Origin of the sequence: Streptomyces viridosporus T7A (assembly GCF_008704515.1) — a bacterium.
GTDB lineage: Bacteria > Actinomycetota > Actinomycetes > Streptomycetales > Streptomycetaceae > Streptomyces > Streptomyces viridosporus.
Genome location: NZ_CP023700.1, coordinates 6,761,830 through 6,776,011 on the forward strand (window position 1 = coordinate 6,761,830; position 14,182 = coordinate 6,776,011).

Annotated in this window: 12 protein-coding genes; 1 reads left to right on the forward strand and 11 read right to left on the reverse strand. The window is 71.1% G+C overall.

Annotated features, from left to right (window positions below; all coding sequences use genetic code 11):
• Positions 1 to 17 precede the first annotated feature (17 nt).
• The 7 genes from CP969_RS30955 to CP969_RS30985 all read right to left on the reverse strand — a co-directional run bounded on the left by CP969_RS30955 (position 18) and on the right by CP969_RS30985 (position 9,315).
• Positions 18 to 1,223, reverse strand: a complete 1,206-nt coding sequence (locus tag CP969_RS30955) for an acyl-CoA dehydrogenase family protein (RefSeq protein WP_004981121.1) — start codon at positions 1,221 to 1,223, stop codon at positions 18 to 20.
• A gap of 2 nt (positions 1,224 to 1,225) precedes the next feature.
• Entirely contained in the window at positions 1,226 to 1,738 is a 513-nt protein-coding gene (locus CP969_RS30960) for a MaoC family dehydratase (protein ID WP_026084736.1), read from the reverse strand.
• Positions 1,739 to 1,743: 5 nt separating this feature from the next.
• Positions 1,744 to 2,706: an HpcH/HpaI aldolase/citrate lyase family protein gene (locus CP969_RS30965; protein WP_004981118.1), complete on the reverse strand. Its 963-nt coding sequence runs from the start codon at positions 2,704 to 2,706 to the stop codon at positions 1,744 to 1,746.
• A complete protein-coding gene (locus tag CP969_RS30970; protein WP_004981115.1) occupies positions 2,703 to 4,730 on the reverse strand; it encodes a protein meaA in 2,028 nt (675 codons plus the stop codon). The genes CP969_RS30965 and CP969_RS30970 overlap by 4 nt, the downstream gene beginning before the upstream one ends.
• 18 nt (positions 4,731 to 4,748) lie before the next feature.
• On the reverse strand, positions 4,749 to 6,086 hold the full coding sequence (ccrA, locus tag CP969_RS30975; RefSeq protein ID WP_004981113.1) for a crotonyl-CoA carboxylase/reductase: 1,338 nt from the start codon (positions 6,084 to 6,086) through the stop codon (positions 4,749 to 4,751).
• A 444-nt stretch (positions 6,087 to 6,530) separates the two neighbouring features.
• Complete coding sequence (locus tag CP969_RS30980) at positions 6,531 to 7,346, reverse strand: TetR family transcriptional regulator (RefSeq protein WP_004981110.1); 816 nt, start codon at positions 7,344 to 7,346, stop codon at positions 6,531 to 6,533.
• A 163-nt stretch (positions 7,347 to 7,509) separates the two neighbouring features.
• On the reverse strand, positions 7,510 to 9,315 hold the full coding sequence (locus tag CP969_RS30985) for a 3-hydroxyacyl-CoA dehydrogenase family protein (RefSeq protein ID WP_016823868.1): 1,806 nt from the start codon (positions 9,313 to 9,315) through the stop codon (positions 7,510 to 7,512).
• A gap of 427 nt (positions 9,316 to 9,742) precedes the next feature.
• On the opposite strand from CP969_RS30985, the gene CP969_RS30990 reads away from it, so the two are divergent.
• Complete coding sequence (locus CP969_RS30990) at positions 9,743 to 10,348, forward strand: adenylosuccinate lyase (RefSeq protein WP_016823867.1); 606 nt, start codon at positions 9,743 to 9,745, stop codon at positions 10,346 to 10,348.
• 5 nt (positions 10,349 to 10,353) lie between these two features.
• Here CP969_RS30990 and CP969_RS30995 read toward each other — a convergent pair whose 3' ends face one another.
• The 4 genes from CP969_RS30995 to CP969_RS31010 all read right to left on the reverse strand — a co-directional run bounded on the left by CP969_RS30995 (position 10,354) and on the right by CP969_RS31010 (position 14,143).
• Positions 10,354 to 10,896 (reverse strand): GNAT family N-acetyltransferase, encoded by a 543-nt coding sequence (locus CP969_RS30995; protein ID WP_026084735.1) that lies wholly within the window; start codon positions 10,894 to 10,896, stop codon positions 10,354 to 10,356.
• A gap of 9 nt (positions 10,897 to 10,905) precedes the next feature.
• Positions 10,906 to 11,334 (reverse strand): RidA family protein, encoded by a 429-nt coding sequence (locus tag CP969_RS31000; protein WP_004981101.1) that lies wholly within the window; start codon positions 11,332 to 11,334, stop codon positions 10,906 to 10,908.
• 55 nt (positions 11,335 to 11,389) lie between these two features.
• Positions 11,390 to 12,970, reverse strand: a complete 1,581-nt coding sequence (locus tag CP969_RS31005) for an alpha/beta hydrolase (RefSeq protein ID WP_026084734.1) — start codon at positions 12,968 to 12,970, stop codon at positions 11,390 to 11,392.
• A 135-nt stretch (positions 12,971 to 13,105) separates the two neighbouring features.
• Positions 13,106 to 14,143, reverse strand: a complete 1,038-nt coding sequence (locus CP969_RS31010; protein ID WP_016823864.1) for an Rv2578c family radical SAM protein — start codon at positions 14,141 to 14,143, stop codon at positions 13,106 to 13,108.
• Positions 14,144 to 14,182 lie beyond the last annotated feature (39 nt).

Consider the following 14,182-nt stretch of genomic DNA (forward strand, 5'->3'; position numbering starts at 1 on the left):
CCCCGTATCCGGACAAGTCAGCCCTGGAATCGATACTCTTCGAGCAGCCGCCGGCCGATGATCATTTTCTGGATCTCGGCGGTGCCTTCACCGATCAGCAGCATCGGGGCCTCGCGGTAGAGGCGCTCGATCTCGTACTCCTTGGAGAAGCCGTAGCCGCCGTGGATCCGGAAGGAGTCCTCCACGACCTCCTTGCAGTACTCGGAGGCGAGGTACTTCGCCATCCCCGCTTCGAGGTCGTTTCGTTCACCGGAGTCCTTTTTGCGCGCTGCGTTCACCATCATCGCATGCGCGGCCTCCACCTTGGTAGCCATCTCCGCGAGCTTGAACTGGATGGCCTGGTGCTGGGCGATCGGCTTGCCGAACGTGTGACGCTGCTGGGCGTACCGGACGCCCAGCTCGAAGGCGCGCTGGGCGACGCCGCAGCCACGGGCCGCCACATTGACGCGGCCGACCTCCACGCCGTCCATCATGTGGTAGAAACCCCGTCCGGTGACCCCGCCGAGCACCCGGTCGGCCGGGACGCGCAGGCCGTCCATGATGAGCTCGGTGGTGTCGACGCCCTTGTAGCCCATCTTGTCGATCTTGCCCGGGATGGTGAGGCCGGGACGGACCTCGCCGAACCCGGGCTCCTTCTCCACCAGGAAGGTGGTCATCGACTTGTGGGGCGCCGTGCCCTCGGGGTGACCCTCGTCACTGCGGACCAGTACGGCCACCAGCGACGAGGTGCCGCCGTTGGTCAGCCACATCTTCTGGCCGCTCAGGACGTACTCGTCGCCGTCCTTCACCGCCTTCGACGTGATGGCCGACACGTCGGAGCCCAGGCCCGGCTCCGACATCGAGAAGGCGCCGCGGACGTCGCCGGCCGCCATCCTCGGCAGGAAGTGGTCCTTCTGCTCCTGCGTGCCGTGCTGCTTGAGCATGTACGCGACGATGAAGTGGGTGTTGATGATGCCGGACACCGACATCCACCCGCGGGCGATCTCCTCCACGCACAGCGCGTAGGTCAGGAGCGACTCGCCCAGACCCCCGTACTCCTCGGGGATCATCAGACCGAACAGGCCGAGTTCCTTCAGGCCGTCGACGATCGCTTGCGGGTACTCGTCGCGGTGCTCCAGATCGGTCGCGACCGGGATGATCTCCTTGTCCACGAAGTCCCGGACGGTGGAGAGGATCTCCCGCTGGACGTCGGTCAGACCGGCGGTCTGGGCGAGTCGTGCCATGGCTACTTCTCCTGCTCCCTGGGCTCGGGGCGGCCGGGCTGCTCGCCGCCGCGCTCCTTGATGTACGTCTCGGTCGGCACCATCACCTTGCGGCGGAACACGCAGACCAGGGTCCCGTCCTGCTTGTAGCCCCTGGTCTCGACGTGGACGATGCCGCGGTCGTTCTTCGACTTCGACGGCCACTTGTCGAGCACGGTCGTCTGGCCGTAGACGGTGTCGCCGTGGAAGGTCGGCGCCACGTGCTTGAGCGACTCGATCTCCAGGTTGGCGATCGCCTTGCCGGAGACGTCCGGCACCGACATGCCGAGCAGCAGGGAGTAGATGTAGTTCCCGACCACCACGTTCTTGCCGAAGTCCGTCGTCTGCTCGGCGTAGTTCGCGTCCAAGTGGAGCGGGTGGTGGTTCATGGTGAGGAGGCAGAAGAGGTGGTCGTCGTACTCGGTGACCGTCTTGCCCGGCCAGTGCTTGTACACCGCCCCGACCTCGAACTCCTCGTAGGTGCGTCCGAACTGCATGGCCGTCACGCCTCCGGGATCTCGAACTTGCTGGTGCGCCGCATGCCGGCGGCGCGTCCCTTGCCCGAGATGACCAGGGCCATCTTCCGGCTGGCCTCGTCGATCATCTCGTCGCCGAGCATCGCGGAGCCCTTCTTGCCGCCCGCCTCGGACGTGTAGTAGTCGTACGCGTCCAGGATCAGCTCGGCGTGGTCGTAGTCCTCCTGCGAGGGCGAGAAGATCTCGTTGGACGCCTCGACCTGACCCGGGTGCAGCACCCACTTGCCGTCGAAGCCGAGCGCCGCGGCGCGCCGCGCGACCTCGCGGTAGCCCTCGACGTTGCGGATCTGGAGGTAGGGGCCGTCGATCGCCTGGAGGTTGTTGGCGCGGGCGGCCATCAGGATCTTCATCAGGATGTAGTGGTAGGCGTCCGCCGGGTAGCCGGGCGGCTGCTCGCCCACGACCAGCGACTTCATGTTGATGGACGCCATGAAGTCGGCCGGGCCGAAGATGATCGTCTCCACGCGCGGGGAGGCCTGCGCGATCTCGTTGACGTTGTTCAGGCCCTGCGCGTTCTCGATCTGCGCCTCGATGCCGATCCGGCCGACCTCGAAGCCCATGGTCTTCTCGATCTGGGTCAGCAGCAGGTCCAGGGCGACGACCTGCTGGGCCGTCTGGACCTTCGGCAGCATGATGCAGTCGAGGTTCTGGCCGGCGCCCTCGACGACCGTCACGACGTCCCGGTACGTCCACTCGGTCGTCCAGTCGTTGACGCGCACGACGCGGGTCTTGCCGGTCCAGTCGCCCTCGTTGAGGAACTTCACGATGGTGTGCCGCGCCTCGGGCTTGGCGAGCGGCGCGCAGGCGTCCTCCAGGTCGAGGAAGACCTGGTCCGCGGGGAGGCCCTGGGCCTTCTCCAGGAAGCGCGGGTTCGAGCCCGGTACCGCCAGGCAGGAGCGCCGGGGGCGAAGGCGGTTGACCGTGGTCATGCGGGGACCTCCAGGGGGTCGAGCTTGTTCGCGTTGCGGATCTCGTCGACGATGCGGCCGATGATCCCGGTGATGTCGAAGTCCTTCGGGGTGAAGACCGCGGCCACTCCGGCGGCCCGCAGCAGTTCGGCGTCACCGCTGGGGATGATGCCACCGGCGATCACCGGTATATCTGTGGCACCGGCCACACGGAGCCGTTCGAGGACGTCCGGCACCAGCTGGGCGTGCGAGCCGGAGAGGATGGACAGGCCCACCGCGTGCACGTCCTCGGCGAGGGCCGCGTCCACGATCTGCTCCGGGGTGAGCCGGATGCCCTGGTAGACCACCTCGAACCCGGCGTCGCGGGCCCGCACGGCGATCTGCTCGGCACCGTTGGAGTGCCCGTCCAGGCCCGGCTTGCCGACCAGGAAGCGCAGCTTGCCCACGCCCAGCTCCTCGGCCGTCAGGTCCACCTTGCGGCGCACCTCGGCCAGGGCCGAGCCCTTCTCGGCGGCGACCGCCACCGGGGCGGAGGAGACCCCGGTCGGTGCCCGGAACTCGCCGAACACCTCGCGCAGTGCCCCGGCCCACTCGCCGGTCGTGACGCCGGCGCGGGCGCACTCCAGGGTGGCCTCCATGAGGTTGTCGGTGCCGCGCGCGGCCTCCTTCAGCTTCTCCAGCGCCTTGCAGGGGCGCGGGTGGTTGAAGGGCGGCTGGTAGCGGGTGTCGCGCCAGTTCCGCAGCGCGGCGACGACGCGGGCCTCCACCGCCGGGTCGACCGTCTGGATCGCGGTGTCCAGGTCGGCGGTCAGCGGGTTCGGCTCGGTGCCCTCGAAGGCGTTGACACCGATGATCTTCTCCTCGCCGGACTCGATCCGGGCCCGGCGTTCGGCGTGCGAGGAGACCAGCTGCGACTTGAGGTAGCCGGACTCGACGGCCGCCATCGCGCCGCCCATCTCCTGGATCCGCTCGATCTCCGCGAGCGAGTCCGCGACCAGTTGCTCCACCTTCGCCTCGATCACCTTCGATCCCTCGAAGATGTCGTCGTACTCCAGCAGATCGCTCTCGTACGCCAGGACCTGCTGGATGCGCAGCGACCACTGCTGGTCCCAGGGGCGGGGCAGGCCCAGGGCCTCGTTCCAGGCCGGCAGCTGCACGGCACGCGCGCGTGCGTCCTTGGAGAGGGTCACCGCCAGCATCTCCAGGACGATCCGCTGGACGTTGTTCTCCGGCTGCGCCTCGGTCAGCCCGAGGGAGTTCACCTGGACGCCGTAGCGGAAGCGGCGGTGCTTGGGGTTCTCGATGCCGTACCGCTCGCGCGTGATCCGGTCCCAGATGCGGCCGAAGGCGCGCATCTTGCACATCTCCTCGATGAACCGGACTCCGGCGTTCACGAAGAAGGAGATGCGGCCGACCACGTCGCCCATGCGCTCCTGCGGCACCTGGCCGCCGTCGCGCACGGCGTCGAGCACGGCGATCGCGGTGGACATCGCGTACGCGATCTCCTGCACCGGCGTGGCCCCGGCCTCCTGCAGGTGGTAGCTGCAGATGTTGATCGGGTTCCACTTCGGGATGTGGGTGACCGTGTACGCGATCATGTCCGTCGTCAGGCGGAGCGACGGCCCCGGCGGGAACACGTGGGTGCCCCGGGACAGGTACTCCTTGACGATGTCGTTCTGGGTCGTGCCCTGGAGCTTGGTGATGTCCGCGCCCTGCTCCTCGGCGACGACCTGGTAGAGCGCCAGCAGCCACATGGCGGTGGCGTTGATCGTCATCGAGGTGTTCATCTGCTCCAGGGGGATGTCCTGGAACAGCCGGCGCATGTCACCGAGGTGGGCCACCGGCACCCCGACCCGGCCGACCTCGCCGCGGGCGAGGACGTGGTCCGGGTCGTAGCCGGTCTGCGTCGGCAGGTCGAACGCGACCGACAGACCGGTCTGGCCCTTGGCGAGGTTGCGCCGGTACAGCTCGTTGGACGCCTCGGCCGTGGAGTGACCGGCGTAGGTGCGCATGAGCCACGGCCGGTCCTTCTGACGCTCAGTCATCTATGACCTCGGGTGTCCTCAGATGTTCCGGAAGCGGTTGATGGCGTCGATGTGCTTCGCGCGCTTCTCGTGGTCGCGCACGCCCAGGCCCTCCTCGGGCGCCAGGCACAGCACGCCGACCTTGCCCTGGTGCGCGTTGCGGTGCACGTCGTGGGCGGCCTGGCCGGTCTCCTCCAGCGGGTAGACCTTCGACAGCGTGGGGTGGATCTTGCCCTTCGCGATGAGCCGGTTGGCCTCCCAGGCCTCGCGGTAGTTGGCGAAGTGCGACCCGATGATGCGCTTCAGCGACATCCACAGGTAGCGGTTGTCGTACTGGTGCATGTAGCCCGAGGTCGAGGCGCAGGTGGTGATGGTGCCGCCCTTGCGGGTGACGTAGACCGAGGCGCCGAAGGTCTCGCGGCCGGGGTGCTCGAAGACGATGTCGATGTCCTCGCCGCCGGTGAGTTCACGGATGCGCTTGCCGAAGCGCTTCCACTCCTTCGGGTCCTGGGTGTTCTCGTCCTTCCAGAACTTGTAGCCCTCGGCGGTGCGGTCGATGATCGCCTCGGCGCCCATCGACCGGCAGATGGCGGCCTTCTGCTCGCTGGAGACGACACAGATCGGGTTGGCGCCGCCGGCCAGCGCGAACTGGGTGGCGTAGGAGCCGAGTCCGCCGCTCGCGCCCCAGATGAGGACGTTGTCGCCCTGCTTCATGCCGGCGCCGTTGCGGGAGACCAGCTGCCGGTACGCGGTGGAGTTGACCAGACCCGGGGCGGCGGCCTCCTCCCAGGTGAGGTGGTCCGGCTTGGGCATCAGCTGGTTGGACTTCACCAGGGCGATCTCGGCGAGGCCGCCGAAGTTGGTCTCGAAGCCCCAGATGCGCTGCTCGGGGTCGAGCATCGTGTCGTTGTGGCCGTCGCTGGACTCCAGCTCGACGGACAGGCAGTGGGCGACGACCTCGTCACCGGGCCGCCAGGAGTTGACGCCGGGGCCGGTGCGCAGCACGACGCCCGCGAGGTCGGAGCCGATGATGTGGTACGGCAGGTCGTGGCGCTTGGCCAGCTCGCTGGTGCGGCCGTAGCGCTCCAGGAAGCCGAACGTCGACAGCGGCTCGAAGATCGAGGTCCACACCGAGTTGTAGTTGACCGAGGAGGCCATGACGGCCACCAGGGCCTCGCCCGGGCCGAGTTCGGGCAGCGGCACGTCGTCGAGGTGGATCGACTTGCGGGGGTCCTTGTCGCGGGTGGCGAGCCCGGCGAACATCTCCGTCTCGTCCTTGTGCACGGTGATCGCGCGGTACGACTCGGGGAGCGGCAGGGCGGCGAAGTCCTCCGACGTGGAGTCGGGCGACTGGATCGCGTCCAGGATGTCCTTCACGGTCACGGTGTTGCCTCCGGCGTTGAGCGCCCTGAGGGAGGGGCGCTGAGGGTTACGTCGGTGCTGCTGAGGGTTGATCGAGGGGGTGCCGTCGGTTCGGCGGATGGTGCTTCGGCGGCGCTTTGTGGCGCGGGAGGTTGCCTGTGACGCAGGCGTCCGGGCGCGCAGGCCTTCCGGCTTGCTGGGACAGCCGACGCACGAGCTTTCTCTGCGCGCCGGCCGCCCGGACTCCTTCAACGTATGGCACGCCGTGTCATCCGGCAAGGCACTGCGTGCCAGAACTTGCTCTCAAATGAAATCTTTACTCGACAAATGAGCGATGATCGATCGAACCGGTCCCGCAAGGAGGTCGAAAAAGGCCCCTGACATGCCAAAACGGCCACCCTGTGGGGTGGCCGTCGTCACAGCGGCGGAGTGCTCTCGGGCACCTCCTCGAGGGTGCGCTCAGTGCTCCTTCAGCGCCTGCTCGATGGTCCGCATCACCTCGTCCAGCGGGGCGTCGGTGCGGGCGACGGTGACCAGCACCTCGCCGTGCGCCGGCACCGGGGCCGCGGACCGCTGCGGTGCGGCGGCGGTGCGGCGGCCCGCCATGATGCCGCTCCCGAAGGTCTTGCGGACGATCGCGAAGGCGTGGTCGAGCTGGGCCTCCACGTCCCCCTGGCCGCCGGCCCGCAGCCAGCGCCGCAGCACGTGGTTGTGGGCGGTCACCACGGCGGACGCGGCGACCTCCGCCAGCAGCGGGTCGTCGTTGGCGTCGTCGTCGTGCGCGTGCTCGTCGAAGTGGCCGAGCAGGTAGCGGGTGAAGAGGCGCTCGTAGCGCGCCACCGACGCGATCTCCGCCTCGCGCAGGGTGGGCACCTCGCGCGTCAGCTTGTAGCGGGCGACCGAGATCTCCGGCCGCGCCGCGTACATCTTCATGACCTCCTTGATGCCGCGGCACACCGTGTCGAGCGGATGCTCGTGCGCGGGCGCGGCGTTGAGCACCGCCTCCGCGCGGACCAGGGTGTCGTCGTGGTCGGGGAAGATCGCCTCCTCCTTGGACCGGAAGTGGCGGAAGAAGGTGCGGCGGGCGACCCCGGCGGCGGCCGCGATCTCGTCGACGGTGGTCGCCTCGTACCCTTTGGTCGCGAACAGCTCCATCGCGGCGGCCGCCAGTTCCCGGCGCATCTTCAGCCGCTGGGCGGCGGCGCGAGAACCTGCGGCACTCTCCGGCGGCTCGGTCGTGGCGGGTGTACGTACGGACTTGGCGGGCTGGGACATGTCCCGAACGTACTGCATGTGCGCAGCTCGATGCGCATGACCGGGGGTTCCCCCGCCCTCGGCGGACGGGGGAGGCCCGGTACGGGCGGACGGCGGGAGCCGGCCGGGGCCGAGCAGCCCGCCCCACTCGGCGCCGTCCTGGAACCGGTCGCCGGGGCGCCGCTCAGCGCTTGGCATACTCGCGGAAGCCGCGCCCGGTCTTGCGGCCGAGGCAGCCCGCGGCCACCAGGTGCTCCAGCAGCGGCGCCGGGGCGAGGCCCGGGTCGCGGAACTCGCGGTGCAGGACCTTCTCGATGGCGAGCGAGACGTCCAGCCCGACGACGTCCAGCAGCTCGAAGGGGCCCATCGGGTAGCCGCCGCCCAGCTTCATCGCGGCGTCGATGTCGTCCAGGGACGCGTAGTGCTCCTGCACCATCTTGATCGCGTTGTTGAGGTACGGGAACAGCAGCGCGTTGACGATGAACCCGGCCCGGTCGCCGCAGTCCACGGCGTGCTTGCGGATCCTCCCGCAGACCTCGTGCACCGTCGCGTGCACGTCGTCGGCGGTCAGCACGGTGCGCACCACCTCGACCAGCTTCATGGCCGGCGCCGGGTTGAAGAAGTGCATGCCGATCACGTCCTGCGGGCGCGAGGTGGCGCGGGCGCAGGCGACGACCGGGAGGGAGGAGGTGGTGGTGGCGAGCACCGCGCCCGGCTTGCAGACCTTGTCCAGCGTCGCGAACACCTGCTGCTTGACCCGGAGGTCCTCGGCGACCGCCTCGAGGGCGAGGTCGACCTCGGCGAAGTCGTCGTAGGCGCCCGTCGGCCGGATCCGCTCCAGGGCCTGTGCGGCGGCCTCGGCGGTCATCCGGCCCTTGTCGACGGAGCGGGCGAGGGACGTGCCGACACGGGCCCTGGCGGCCTCGGCCTTCTCCTCGCTGCGGGCGGCCAGGACCACCTCGTAGCCGGCCTTGGCGAAGACCTCGGCGATGCCGGAGGCCATGGTGCCGGAACCGGCGACACCCACCGAGCGCACCGTCCGGCCGGCGCCGGCGGCGCCGCCCTCCGGCGGGGTCAGGGCGTCCGGCACGACGGTGCCGCTGTCCGGCGCCGCGTAGGTGTAGAAACCGCGCCCGGCCTTGCGGCCCGTCAGGCCCGCCTGGCTGAGCTGCTTGAGGATCGGGGCGGGGGCGTGCAACCGGTCGTGGGACTCGGCGTACATGGCCTCCAGCACCGTGCGCGCGGTGTCGATGCCGATCAGGTCGAGCAGTGCCAGCGGGCCCATGGGCAGACCGCAGCCGAGCCGCATCGCGGCGTCGATGTCCTCACGGGAGGCGTAGTGGGCCTCGTACATCGCGGCGGCCTGGTTGAGGTAGCCGAACAGCAGCCCGTCGGCGACGAATCCGGGCCGGTCGCCGACCGCGACCGGCTCCTTGCCGAGGTCCAGGGCGAGGTCGGTGACCGCGGTGACGGCCGCCGGGGCGGTCAGCACGCTGGAGACGACCTCGACCAGCTTCATCGCCGGGGCGGGGTTGAAGAAGTGCATGCCCAGCACCCGCTCGGGGCGGGCCGAGTCGGCGGCGAGCCGGGTGACGGACAGGGCGTTGGTGCCGGTCGCCAGGATCGCCTCGGGCCGCACGATCCCGTCGAGTTCGCGGATGATCTGCTGCTTGACCTCGTACGACTCCGGAGCCACCTCGATCACCAGATCGGCGCCGGCCGCCGCGGTGAGGTCGGTGGAGGTGGTCACGCGGGCGAGGACGTCCGCGCGCTCCTGCTCGGTCAGGCGCCCGCGCTCCACGGCGCGGGCGGTCGAGGCCTCCAAGGCGGCGACGCACTTCGCGGCCTGGGCCTCACTGATGTCGATGCCGACGACCTCGCGGCCGGCCTTGGCCAGGACCTCGGCGATGCCGGTGCCCATCGTGCCGAGGCCGACGACGGCGACGGTCCGGAGCGGGGACAGGGGGGTGTCGGACAGGGGAGTGGCCATCGCGGGACTCCAGGAATGAGGGTGACGACGGGAAACGCGCCCCGGTGCGCCGAGGGGCGCACCGGGTGCGTGCAGGGGGTGCGGGTGTTGCCGGGCTGCGAGCGCACACGCCCGGTGCCGTCGACCCGGATCCGCCCGGAAGGCGGGGAGGGCGTGAACACGCCCCGGTGCGACGGCGGTTCCGGCCGGCCCTGTCCCGAGGCCGAGCCGTACTGCGGTACACGGGGTACCGAACCGACTGCGTCCCCACTGCCTCGACGGCGGGGGAGGTGCCCTCATCGGCGGCCGCGTCACCAAACCGCCGTGAGGAGAGTCGCGAGTGGGTGACTCGCTCGTCTGAGCTTAACTCGCGGGTAACGAGCGCGCCAGCCCCCCGTGTGTGTGATGTACGTCCCGAGCGGCCCACCGCACCCCTAATCTCGGGGACATGGACGAAGAGTTGCGATCGATCACGGAACGCTTACGGGCCGAGGCGGGCGGATCGGCGGCGTACGACCGCCTCGTGACGACGGGGGACCCCGACACCCTGGCAACCGTCCTCACCGAACCCGGACAGCCGCTGTGGGCCCGGGAACTGGCCGCGTTCCGGCTGGGACTCGCGGGCGACCGTCGGGCCTTCGAAGCCCTGGTGCTCCTCCTCAACCACCGCGACCCACCGCGCTGTGCCTCCGCCGCGCACGCCCTCGCCCGCCTCGGCGACCCGCGCACCGCCCGGGCGGCCGCCGCCCTCGCCACCAACGAACTGCGCGTCGCCTACGCGCTGCACCCGGTGCGCCTGCTGACCCGGCTCCGCGCCCCCGAGGCGGTGCCCGCCCTGATCACCACGCTGGAGCGGCGCCTGCGCCCGCACGATCCGTACCGGCGGGTGGCCCTCGCCTGCGTGGAGGGCCTGGGCGAACTCGGCGACGCGCGTGCCGAACCCGTCCTGAACGAGGCCCTCGCCCACCCGGCGCTGGCCGAGGCGGCGGTGCGCGCGCTGGCGCGGATCCCCCGCAGGCGACCGCCCGGAGGTCGGATTCCCGGGCCGCGGTAGCGCCGTCAGCCGGGGACCGCGGCGAGGTCCTTCGCGTACCGCACCTCGGGCACGGCCACCCCGCCCACCTCGAAGGGCTCCTCGGCGCCGTCCGCGGCGAACCCCGCCCGCTCGTAGAAGCGGCGGGCACGGGTGTTGCCCTCGAACACCCACAGGTACATGCGGCCGTGGCCGGCGGCGGAGCAGCGGCGGACCGCCTCCGCGAGCAGCGCCCTGCCCACACCGCGCCCGATGGACTCGGGAAGCAGGTACAGGGCGTACAACTCGGCGTCCCCGGTGCGGGTCTCGCCGTCCCGGTACGGGCCGAACGCGGCCCAGCCGGCGAGCCCGCCGCCGTCGGTCTCGGCGACCAGGTTCACCACGCCGCCGTCGTCGCGCAGGAGGCGGGCGCGGTGGCGTTCGGCGTCCGCCGCCACGTCGAGGCCGTCGAGGTACGGCTGCGGGACGAGCCCGCGGTAGGCGTGCTGCCAGCCGCGGACCCGGATCTCCGCCACGCGGTCGCAGTCGTCCGCGGTCATGGCGCGGAGGTCGGGGAAAGCACCGTTCATGACGGGACCCTAGGCGACACCGCTCGCGGACGGCGCGTGATTATCCGGGACGACCGCGAGCGCCTCGACCTCCACCAGGAACTCCGGGCGGACCAGGGCCGCCACCTGGACGGCGGACGCGGCGGGCAGCCGGTCGTCGGGCATGTGCTCGGCGCGGGCCTTCCTGATCGCCGGCATGTGCGCCATGTCCGTGACGAAGTAGGTGAGCTTCACGACGTCGTCGAAGGTCGCACCGGCGGCGGCCAGACAGCGCCTCAGGTTCTCGAACACCTGACGGGCCTGGGTTCCTGCATCGCCCTCGCCGACGAGTTCGCCGTGCTCGTCCAGGGCGAGCTGGCCGGAGACGGCCACCACCCGGCCCGTGCCCGTGACGACGTGGGTGTACTGGGACGCGGGGAACACCCCGTCGGGGGCGGGGATCCTGATCGGTTCGCTCATGACCCCATGGTGGACCACGGGTCCGGCACTCCCGCCCCGACGGTGGGTCAGGTGCTCAGCGGCGGAAGCCGAGCAGGCCGTGCAGCGCCGCGCCGCGGGCAGTCGCCGGCGCCGCCCGCGACGTCGTCGGCCTCGGGTCCGGCAGCGCCGCGCACACCGCGTCGGCCTCGCCGCGGCCCTCGCGCGGTACGCTCCCGTCCTTCAGGTAGGCCGCCAGGTGCTCGTCCAGGCAGTCGTTGCCGCTCAGTGTGATGCCGTGGTTGCCGCCGCCCTGCTCCACCACCAGACGGGAGCCCGCCAGCAGGTGGTGGACCGCGACGGCGCCCCGGTACGGGGTCGCCGCGTCGTGCGTGGCCTGGAACAGCAGCGCCGGCGGCAACGCGTCGTTGACGACGCGCACCGGCCGCAGGGACCCGGTCGGCCAGAACGCGCACGGCGCGTTGTACCAGGCGTTGTTCCAGGTCAGGAACGGCGCCCGCTCGTACACCTCCCAGTGGTCCTTGCGCCACTGCCGCCAGTCGCGCGGCCAGGAGGCGTCCCGGCACTCCACCGCCGTGTAGATGCTGTAGCCGTTGTCGCCGGAGGCGTCGACGGCGCCGAAGTCCTCGTACGCCTCGATCAGCGGCTCGGCGTTCCGGCCGTCGGCGTACGCCGCGAACGCCTCCGCGAGGTAGGGCCAGTAGCCGTTGTAGTAGCCGCCCGGGACGTAGGTGTCCTCCAGTTCGGCGGCGCCCACCGTGCCGCCGGCCGGTTCCTCCTTCAGGGCCGCGCGCATCGCGTACCACTCGGCCTCGACCTTCTCCGGGTCGGTGCCGAGCCGGTACCGCGCGTCGTGCCGCGCCACCCAGGCCAGGAACGCGCGGTGGCGGTCGTTGAAGGCGCGGTCCTGGTGCAGGTTGGCGTCGTACCACACCTCGGTGGGGTCGACCACCGAGTCCAGGACCAGGCGCCGCACCCGCTCCGGGAACAGCTTGGCGTAGACGGCGCCCAGGTAGGTGCCGTAGGAGTAGCCGAGGTAGTTGATCCTCTCCGCGCCCAGGGCCCGCCGGATCACGTCCAGGTCGCGCGCGGCCTCGGTCGTGGTGATGTGCGGCAGCAGGTCCGGGTACTTCCTGCCGCAGTCCTCGGCGAAGGACCGGGCGCGCTCGAGGTTGGCCCGCTCCACCTCGGGCGTGGTCGGCACCGGGTCGGGGCGCACCGGACCGAAGTGGTCCGGCGCGCAGTCCAGCGCGGGCCTGCTCGACCCCGCCCCGCGCGGGTCGAAGCCGATGACGTCGTACTGGGCGGCCACCTCGGCCGGGAGCGAGGCGGCGACGAACCCGGCGAGCGTCAGACCGCTGCCGCCGGGGCCGCCCGGGTTCACCAGCAGGGGGCCCTGGTACTTCTCCGCGGTGTGCGGGACGCGGGACAGCGCGAGCGTGATCCTCCGGCCGCCGGGGTCGGCGTGGTCGAGCGGCACCTCGACGGACGCGCACTGCAGGGTCGGGTGGTGCTCGGTGGCGCACTTGCGCCATACGGGTTCCGCGGCGTCGAAGGTCTCCGCGGCCCGCGGTGCGCCGGCCTCGGCGGGCACGGCCGTGAGGCTCCCGGCCAGGACGGCGGCGGCACCGCACAGCACGGCTGCGCGTCTTCTCATGAGGTGCTCCCGGGGCGGAGGGCTGCGGGCCGTGCGGCTCACGGTCCACGCCGCATCGTTCCGGGAGGGGGCACCGGTCGAACACATCCGGCCGGATCTTGACCCGATTGCGCCGACCGATGCGCTCGAACGCTCCTAGAGCAGCGAGAGTTGGGCCGGCCCGGACACCGGGACGCCGGCCGGGCCGGGCGTCCTGACCCGTCGCGGCATTCCCCCGTCCGCGGGGCCGATGCGGTACTCCCGGGCCAGGTCGTGGACCTGACGGGTGATCCGGCGCTGGTACCACTTCGGGGCGTAGGCGCCCTCCGCGTACAGCCGCTCGTAGCGCCTCACCAGGTACGGATGGTGCCGCTCGAGCCAGGACATGAACCACTCGCGGGCGCCGGGCCGCAGATGCAGCACCAGAGGGGTGACGGAGGTGGCGCCGGCGGCGGCGACCGCCCGTACGGTGGCCCGCAGTTGGTCCGGTCCGTCGCTCAGGAACGGGATCACCGGCGCCATCAGGACCCCGCAGCCGATGCCGTGCGCGGCGAGCGTCCGGACGACCTCCAGCCGGCGCTCCGGCGCGGGCGTGCCCGGCTCGACCGTGCGCCACAGTCGCTCGTCGGTGAAGCCCACGGAGACCGAGACGCCGACGTCGGTCACCTCGGCGGCCTGCCGCAGCAGTTCCAGGTCGCGCAGGATCAGCGTGCCCTTGGTGAGGAGGGAGAAGGGGTTCGCGTGGTCGCGCAGGGCGGCGAGGATGCCCGGCATCAGCCGGTAGCGGCCCTCCGCGCGCTGGTAGCAGTCGACGTTCGTGCCCATCGCTATGTGCTCGCCCTGCCAGCGGTCGGAGGCGAGCCGGCGGCGCACCAGTTCCGGCGCGTTCACCTTGACCACGATCTGGCTGTCGAAGCCGAGTCCGGTGTCGAGGTCCAGGTAGCCGTGCGACTTCCTGGCGAAGCAGTAGACGCACGCGTGCGTGCAGCCCCGGTAGGGGTTGACCGTCCACTCGAACGGCATGCGGGAGGCCCCCGGCACCCGGTTGACGATCGAGCGGGCCCGGATCTCGTGGAAGGTGATCCCGCGGAACTCCGGGGTGTCGAAGGTGCGGGTGGTCACCGCCTCCGCGCCGAACAGCGCGGCGTCGGCCCGGCTGTGTTCGGAGCCCGTGGCGAGGTTCTCCCAGCGCATGACGCCTCCTCGGTAGCACTGGGCCACAGAATAGAACAA

Bases quoted from the DNA above. Each gene is read 5' to 3' on its own strand.
- CP969_RS30955 (WP_004981121.1), bottom strand. From the start codon at position 1,223: ATGGCACGACTCGCCCAGACCGCCGGTCTGACCGACGTCCAGCGGGAG.
- CP969_RS30960 (WP_026084736.1), bottom strand. From the start codon at position 1,738: ATGCAGTTCGGACGCACCTACGAGGAGTTCGAGGTCGGGGCGGTGTAC.
- CP969_RS30965 (WP_004981118.1), bottom strand. From the start codon at position 2,706: ATGACCACGGTCAACCGCCTTCGCCCCCGGCGCTCCTGCCTGGCGGTA.
- CP969_RS30970 (WP_004981115.1), bottom strand. From the start codon at position 4,730: ATGACTGAGCGTCAGAAGGACCGGCCGTGGCTCATGCGCACCTACGCC.
- CP969_RS30980 (WP_004981110.1), bottom strand. From the start codon at position 7,346: ATGTCCCAGCCCGCCAAGTCCGTACGTACACCCGCCACGACCGAGCCG.
- CP969_RS30985 (WP_016823868.1), bottom strand. From the start codon at position 9,315: ATGGCCACTCCCCTGTCCGACACCCCCCTGTCCCCGCTCCGGACCGTC.
- CP969_RS30990 (WP_016823867.1), top strand. From the start codon at position 9,743: ATGGACGAAGAGTTGCGATCGATCACGGAACGCTTACGGGCCGAGGCG.
- CP969_RS30995 (WP_026084735.1), bottom strand. From the start codon at position 10,896: ATGAACGGTGCTTTCCCCGACCTCCGCGCCATGACCGCGGACGACTGC.
- CP969_RS31000 (WP_004981101.1), bottom strand. From the start codon at position 11,334: ATGAGCGAACCGATCAGGATCCCCGCCCCCGACGGGGTGTTCCCCGCG.
- CP969_RS31005 (WP_026084734.1), bottom strand. From the start codon at position 12,970: ATGAGAAGACGCGCAGCCGTGCTGTGCGGTGCCGCCGCCGTCCTGGCC.
- CP969_RS31010 (WP_016823864.1), bottom strand. From the start codon at position 14,143: ATGCGCTGGGAGAACCTCGCCACGGGCTCCGAACACAGCCGGGCCGAC.